The following is a 6,050-nucleotide window of genomic DNA, read 5'->3' as shown; positions in this document are numbered from 1 at the left end:
ATCCCGAAGAGCTAGGCACTGGAGACTAGACACGAAGTGGCTTATGTCCCGAGAAGCAGGCTCTTGCAGCTGGATCTAAAAACCTCTGCAAGTGAAAAATGGAAACTTTGGAAAATTTGGAGGAGAGATTGCTATGTCAAACATGATCAATTTGAAATTCCCGGATGGGGCAGTTAAAGAATTTGAGCGCGGCGTGACTACTGAAGATGTTGCTCAGTCGATCAGCCCGGGGCTGCGCAAAAAAGCGCTGGCCGGAAAAATTGGCGAGCAGCTCGTCGATTTGAAAGCACCATTGCAGCAGGACGGCGACATTGCCATCATCACTGCAGAGTCGGATGAAGCACTGGAAATTCTGCGCCACAGCACTGCGCATTTATTGGCACAGGCAGTTAAACGCCTTTACCCGGATGCCAAACTTGGTGTCGGCCCGGTGATTGAAAATGGTTTCTACTATGACATCGATACTGAATCGGCGATCACTTCCGAAGACCTTCCGAAAATCGAGAAGGAAATGAAGAAAATCATCGGTGAGAATCTTGAAATCGTGCGCGTGGATGTATCCCGTGCAGAAGCACAGAAACGTTTTGCGGCAATTGAAGACCCGTATAAACTGGAATTGCTTGAAGCGATTCCAGAAGATGAGCAGGTTTCAATTTACGAGCAGGGCGACTTTTTCGACCTTTGCCGCGGCATTCACGTACCGGCGACAGGAAAACTGAAAGAATTCAAATTGCTGAGTGTGGCAGGAGCTTATTGGAGAGGCAACAGCGACAATAAGATGCTGCAGCGCATCTACGGCACTGCGTTCTTCAAGAAAGAAGACCTGAAAGCGCATCTTGAAATGCTGGAAGAAGCGAAAGAACGCGACCACCGCAAAATCGGTAAAGAATTGAACTTGTTTATGAACTCGCAGAAAGTTGGACAAGGACTGCCGATGTGGCTGCCGAAAGGTGCAACAATCCGCCGCATCATCGAGCGTTATATCGTCGACAAAGAAGAACGCCTGGGCTATGACCATGTCTACACTCCGGTTCTCGGCAGCGTCGATCTTTACAAGACAAGCGGTCACTGGGACCATTACCAGGACGATATGTTCCCGGTCATGAGCATGGACAATGAAGATCTGGTTCTTCGTCCGATGAACTGCCCGCACCATATGATGATTTTCAAACAGGGCATCCATTCCTACCGCCAGATGCCGGTCCGCATTGCGGAACTTGGTACAATGCACCGCTATGAAATGTCCGGTGCGCTGTCAGGTCTTCAACGCGTACGCGGCATGACTTTGAACGATGCGCATTTATTCGTGCGGCCGGATCAGATCAAAGATGAATTCAAACGGGTCGTCAATCTGGTGGTGGAAGTGTATAAAGACTTCGACATCAAAGATTATTCATTCCGCGTGTCGTACCGCGATCCGGAAGACAAACAGAAATACTTCGATGACGACGCAATGTGGGAACGCGCACAGTCCATGCTGAAAGAAGCGATGGACGAAATGGGCCTTGATTATGTGGAAGCTGAAGGCGAAGCGGCTTTCTACGGACCGAAACTGGATGTCCAGGTGAAAACGGCTCTTGGCAAAGAAGAAACGCTCTCAACTGTGCAGCTTGATTTCCTTCTGCCTGAACGTTTCGACCTTTCGTATATCGGAGAAGACGGCAAGCAGCACCGCCCGGTTGTCATCCACCGCGGAGTCGTTTCGACAATGGAACGTTTTGTCGCATTCCTGATCGAAGAATACAAAGGCGCATTCCCGACTTGGCTGGCGCCGGTTCAGGTGGAAATAATCCCGGTATCGCTCGATGTCCACAGCGATTACGCGAATAAAGTGCAGGAAAAACTGCAGGCGCATAAATTGCGTGTTGATATCGACGGCCGCGACGAGAAGCTCGGCTATAAGATCCGTGAAGCGCAGATGCAGAAAGTGCCTTATATGCTTGTTCTTGGTGATAACGAGATGGAAGATGGTTCAGTCAACGTCCGCAAATACGGCGAACAGAAATCGGAAAGCATGCCGTTTGATGACTTCCTGAAACTGATCCAAAGCGAACTTCGCTAAAGGGTTGACATGCATTCATGGGCATGGTAATATGAATAAGGTTATAGAATACTTATATGTGCAAGCAGGAGCACCCGCTTCTCACCTGATCGACCATTTGTTGGCAGGTAGACACGATTTGACTATCTCACGCTGCGGCGTGCTGTCATAAATTGCGGGTGGGCCGAACGAGGCCCATCCGCTTTTTCTTTGGATCGGACCTGTAAGCCGACGTGGTCGGTTACGCATTTTAAGCTATTCGCAACACTATCCGGAGGTGGATTATTATTAGCAAAGACATTAATGTAAACGAAGGCATTCGTGCACGGGAATTGCGGGTTATTGATCAGAACGGTGAACAGCTCGGCATCAAAACGCGCAACGAAGCGCTAGAAATTGCAGGTCGTGTCAACTTGGATCTGGTTCTTGTGGCTCCTCAAGCTAAGCCGCCGGTTGCCCGCATCATGGACCATGGTAAGTTCAAGTTTGAACAGCAGAAGAAGGAACGTGAAATTCGCAAGAATCAGAAAGTCATCGTAGTGAAAGAGGTTCGTCTGAGCCCTGGGATCGACGACCACGACTTCGACACAAAACTTCGTAACGCGATCAAGTTCCTTGAAAAAGGCGACAAAGTCAAAGCTTCAATCCGTTTTAAAGGCCGTGCAATTACGCACAAAGAAATTGGTCAGCGTGTCCTGGAACGCTTTGCAGAAGCATGCAAAGACGTAGCGACAGTTGAACAGCGCCCTAAAATGGACGGACGCAGCATGTTCTTGATGCTTGCTCCAGTCAACGAAAAAGAATAACAGTCTAACAGTCTAATTGTTTAGGAGGAACTCGAAATGCCGAAAATGAAAAGCCACCGCGGTGCGATGAAACGTTTCAAGAAAACTGGAACTGGTAAAGTAAAACGCAACCGTTCACACACAAGCCACTTATTTGCAAACAAATCGACTAAGCAAAAACGCCACCTTCGTAAAGGGAAGCTTGTTTCTGCAGGAGATTTGAAACGCATTAAATCACTTATTTATAACATGAAGTAAGAATTTACTTAAACAAAAAATCGAATTTTTTATATTCAAGCAGGAGGTAATGAATTATGCCACGCGTAAAAGGCGGAACAGTGACGCGCAAGCGTCGTAAAAAGGTCATAAAATTAGCAAAAGGTTATTATGGTGCGAAGCACATCCTTTTCAAAGTAGCAAACCAACAGGTGATGAAGTCAGGTAACTATGCTTACCGTGACCGTCGCAACAAAAAACGTGATTTCCGCAGACTGTGGATTACTCGTATCAACGCAGCAGCCCGTATGAACGATATCTCTTACAGCCGTCTTATGAACGGTCTTAAAGTTGCAGGCATCGACATCAACCGCAAAATGCTGGCTGAAATTGCTGTATCGGATGCAGTAGCATTCACAGCACTTGCTGACCAGGCTAAAAAAGCGTTGAACAAATAAGATCATACACAAAAAGACTGGCGATTTTTCGCCAGTCTTTTTTAAATGGAGGAGATTAATGATGTTTTTAGTGATTGCAGCTTATGTGGGCGTCTTATCGATTATGGCACTCGCGATGATGAAAATCGATAAACGGCAGGCACAGCAGCGCGGCCAGCGGATTCCCGAGAAAAACCTGTGGCAGGTCGCTTTGTTCGGCGGAGCCATCGGAGCCTATATCGGCATGATGATGTTTCGCCACAAAACAAAGCACACAAATTTCCGCATCGGATTTTTGATGCTGGCCATTCTGCAGGCCGCACTGCTCGTCTGGCTGTACAATAAAACCCGTCTGCAGTAAAAGCAGACTCAGCCTTTCATTAATTGTTCAATCGGATTTTTCCAGTTGATGGTGGCGTCCGGATAATTCATCTGGATTTCTTTTTCGAGAAACAGGAAATCCTCTTTGGTGAAGCCCTGCAGCTTGTCCGGATTTTCCGCCCATACAAAAATCGATACGACTTCGAATGCGTCGTCAGTGGTGCCGAGGTATTTTTCCCCTTCAAAAACAACGCCGCGCAAGGTAATGAAAAAGTTTTTGCGGACATTCTGCACATCATCATAGAAATAATAGGAATTGCTTTCAACCGCAGCATCAAACTTCCGTTTCGGATCGAATACATAACGAAGCAAACGGTAAAATAGATAAATGATTAATGCAATAACAAGGAAACGGATAATGATGGCCATGCAAAATACCCCCTATTGAAAGTGGTCGTCATGTATAATACGGACATAAAGATATATGGTTTCAAGATTTATTTAAATAAAGGAGGATTTTCGTGAATTTAGTGAAATTATTCGAAATGCAGGAAGAATTGGACCGTTTTATCCAAGCAAACAATAGTGCAGCTGGCGATTTGTTCGTGAAAAAAGGTCTGGCGCTGATTGTCGAGCTGGCAGAACTTGCCAATGAAACACGCGCATTTAAATTCTGGAGTTCAAAAGGGCCTTCGGAGCGGGATGTGATTCTGGAGGAATACGTGGATTCGATCCATTTTTTATTGTCAGTGGGCATTGAGAAAGGACTTGATGATTTAACGGAATGGCCGGAACCTGCGGCAGATTTCGATTTGACCACGCTGTTCCTAATGACGAACAGCAGCATTCTGGAATTTCTTGAAGAGCAGTCGATGGCGGCTTACCGGGAAGTGTGGGGCTGCTACGGGGCAATAGCGCGGGTGCTCGGCTTCAGCTATGACGAAGTTTTGGAAGCCTATGTGTCGAAAAACCAGAAAAATTACGACCGCCAGAAAAACGGTTATTAATTTTCGGAAAGAATATTTTGAAAATACGGGCTTGTTGATTTATAATGGACAAGTGAGACTATTTAGGAGGTCGAAATAAATGGTAAAATTGGATGAAACTTTACAGATGTTAAAAGACTTGACCGATGCAAACGGAATTCCGGGCAACGAACGCCAGGCGCGCGAGGTCATGAAAAGATACATAGAGCCTTTTGCCGATACGGTTGAAACGGACGGGCTGGGAAGCCTGATTGCGAAAAAAGAAGGTTTGGCTGATGGACCGAAAATCATGGTCGCCGGTCACCTGGACGAAATCGGCTTCATGATTTCCCAGATCGACGACAAGGGATTCCTGAAATTCCAGACAGTCGGCGGCTGGTGGAACCAGGTTATGCTGGCACAGCGCGTAACGATTACAACACGTTCAGGCAAGGAATATGTCGGCGTCATCGGCTCAAAACCGCCGCATATCCTGTCTCCGGAAGCACGCAAAAAACCGGTTGAGATCAAAGACATGTTCATCGATATCGGCGCATCTTCCCGCGAAGAAGTGAAGGAATGGGGCATTACGCCGGGTGACATGGTGACACCTTATTTCGATTTCCATGTTATGCCGAATGAAAAATTCCTGTTGGCGAAAGCCTGGGACAACCGCATCGGCTGTGCAATCGCCATCGATGTACTGAAAGGCCTCAAAGGGCAGGATCATCCGAACGTCGTTTACGGCGTAGGAACGGCTCAGGAAGAAGTGGGTCTTCGCGGCGCGAAAACAGCTGCAGCGAAAATCCAGCCGGACATCGGATTTGCCGTGGACGTGGGCATCGCCGGTGACACACCGGGAATCACGTCTCAGGAATCCACCAGCAAAATGGGCGACGGACCGCAAATCCTGCTGTTCGACGCATCGATGGTATCTCACCGCGGCCTGCGTGAACTCGTACTTGATACAGCGGACGAAGCGGGCATCCCGTACCAGTTCGAAACGATTGCAGGCGGCGGAACGGACGCTGGTTCAATCCATCTGACTGCAAACGGCGTTCCTTCACTCGCGATCGGCGTAGCAACTCGCTACATCCACTCGCACGCAGGCATCCTGCACCGCGACGACTACGAAAACGCAGTAAAGCTGATCATCGAAGTCATCAAGAAATTGGACAAAGATACAGTGGCACGCATTACGTTTGAATAAAATATGGAGACCCTCTCGCTGCGGCGAGGGGGTTTTTTGTGTGGAAATTTACTGAACACAGAAATAATCTCCTGA

At 47.6% G+C, this 6,050-nt stretch carries 8 protein-coding genes; 7 read left to right on the top strand and 1 reads right to left on the bottom strand.

The genetic code is table 11. The annotated features are described in order from the left end of the window. Positions 1 to 133 precede the first annotated feature (133 nt). From thrS to KW93_RS03145, 5 genes are all read left to right on the top strand, one after another. Positions 134 to 2,062 carry a threonine--tRNA ligase gene (gene thrS, locus KW93_RS03165; RefSeq protein ID WP_033541516.1) on the top strand — a complete coding sequence of 643 codons (1,929 nt, stop codon included), beginning with the start codon at positions 134 to 136 and terminating at the stop codon, positions 2,060 to 2,062. A gap of 263 nt (positions 2,063 to 2,325) precedes the next feature. Further along, a complete protein-coding gene (infC, locus tag KW93_RS03160) occupies positions 2,326 to 2,847 on the top strand; it encodes a translation initiation factor IF-3 (protein WP_235318352.1) in 522 nt (173 codons plus the stop codon). Between the two features lie 36 nt (positions 2,848 to 2,883). Beyond that, a complete protein-coding gene (rpmI, locus tag KW93_RS03155) occupies positions 2,884 to 3,084 on the top strand; it encodes a 50S ribosomal protein L35 (RefSeq protein ID WP_033541514.1) in 201 nt (66 codons plus the stop codon). Positions 3,085 to 3,140: 56 nt separating this feature from the next. Beyond that, the gene (gene rplT / locus KW93_RS03150; RefSeq protein WP_033541513.1) at positions 3,141 to 3,500 is read left to right on the top strand and encodes a 50S ribosomal protein L20; all 360 of its coding nucleotides are present in this window, start codon (positions 3,141 to 3,143) and stop codon (positions 3,498 to 3,500) included. Positions 3,501 to 3,558: 58 nt separating this feature from the next. After that, entirely contained in the window at positions 3,559 to 3,840 is a 282-nt protein-coding gene (locus KW93_RS03145; protein ID WP_235318351.1) for a DUF1294 domain-containing protein, read from the top strand. A gap of 8 nt (positions 3,841 to 3,848) precedes the next feature. Here KW93_RS03145 and KW93_RS03140 read toward each other — a convergent pair whose 3' ends face one another. After that, entirely contained in the window at positions 3,849 to 4,229 is a 381-nt protein-coding gene (locus tag KW93_RS03140; RefSeq protein WP_033541512.1) for a hypothetical protein, read from the bottom strand. A 92-nt stretch (positions 4,230 to 4,321) separates the two neighbouring features. Here KW93_RS03140 and KW93_RS03135 point away from each other — a divergent pair, with 92 nt between their 5' ends. Both KW93_RS03135 and KW93_RS03130 read left to right on the top strand, forming a co-directional pair. Further along, entirely contained in the window at positions 4,322 to 4,807 is a 486-nt protein-coding gene (locus KW93_RS03135; protein ID WP_033541511.1) for a dUTP diphosphatase, read from the top strand. 79 nt (positions 4,808 to 4,886) lie between these two features. Further along, on the top strand, positions 4,887 to 5,975 hold the full coding sequence (locus tag KW93_RS03130; RefSeq protein WP_033541510.1) for a M42 family metallopeptidase: 1,089 nt from the start codon (positions 4,887 to 4,889) through the stop codon (positions 5,973 to 5,975). The last annotated feature ends 75 nt before the right edge of the window (positions 5,976 to 6,050 follow it).

The organism is Planococcus sp. CAU13 (assembly GCF_000775575.1).
GTDB lineage: Bacteria > Bacillota > Bacilli > Bacillales_A > Planococcaceae > Planococcus.
This window is presented reverse-complemented; position numbering and strand designations above follow the sequence as displayed.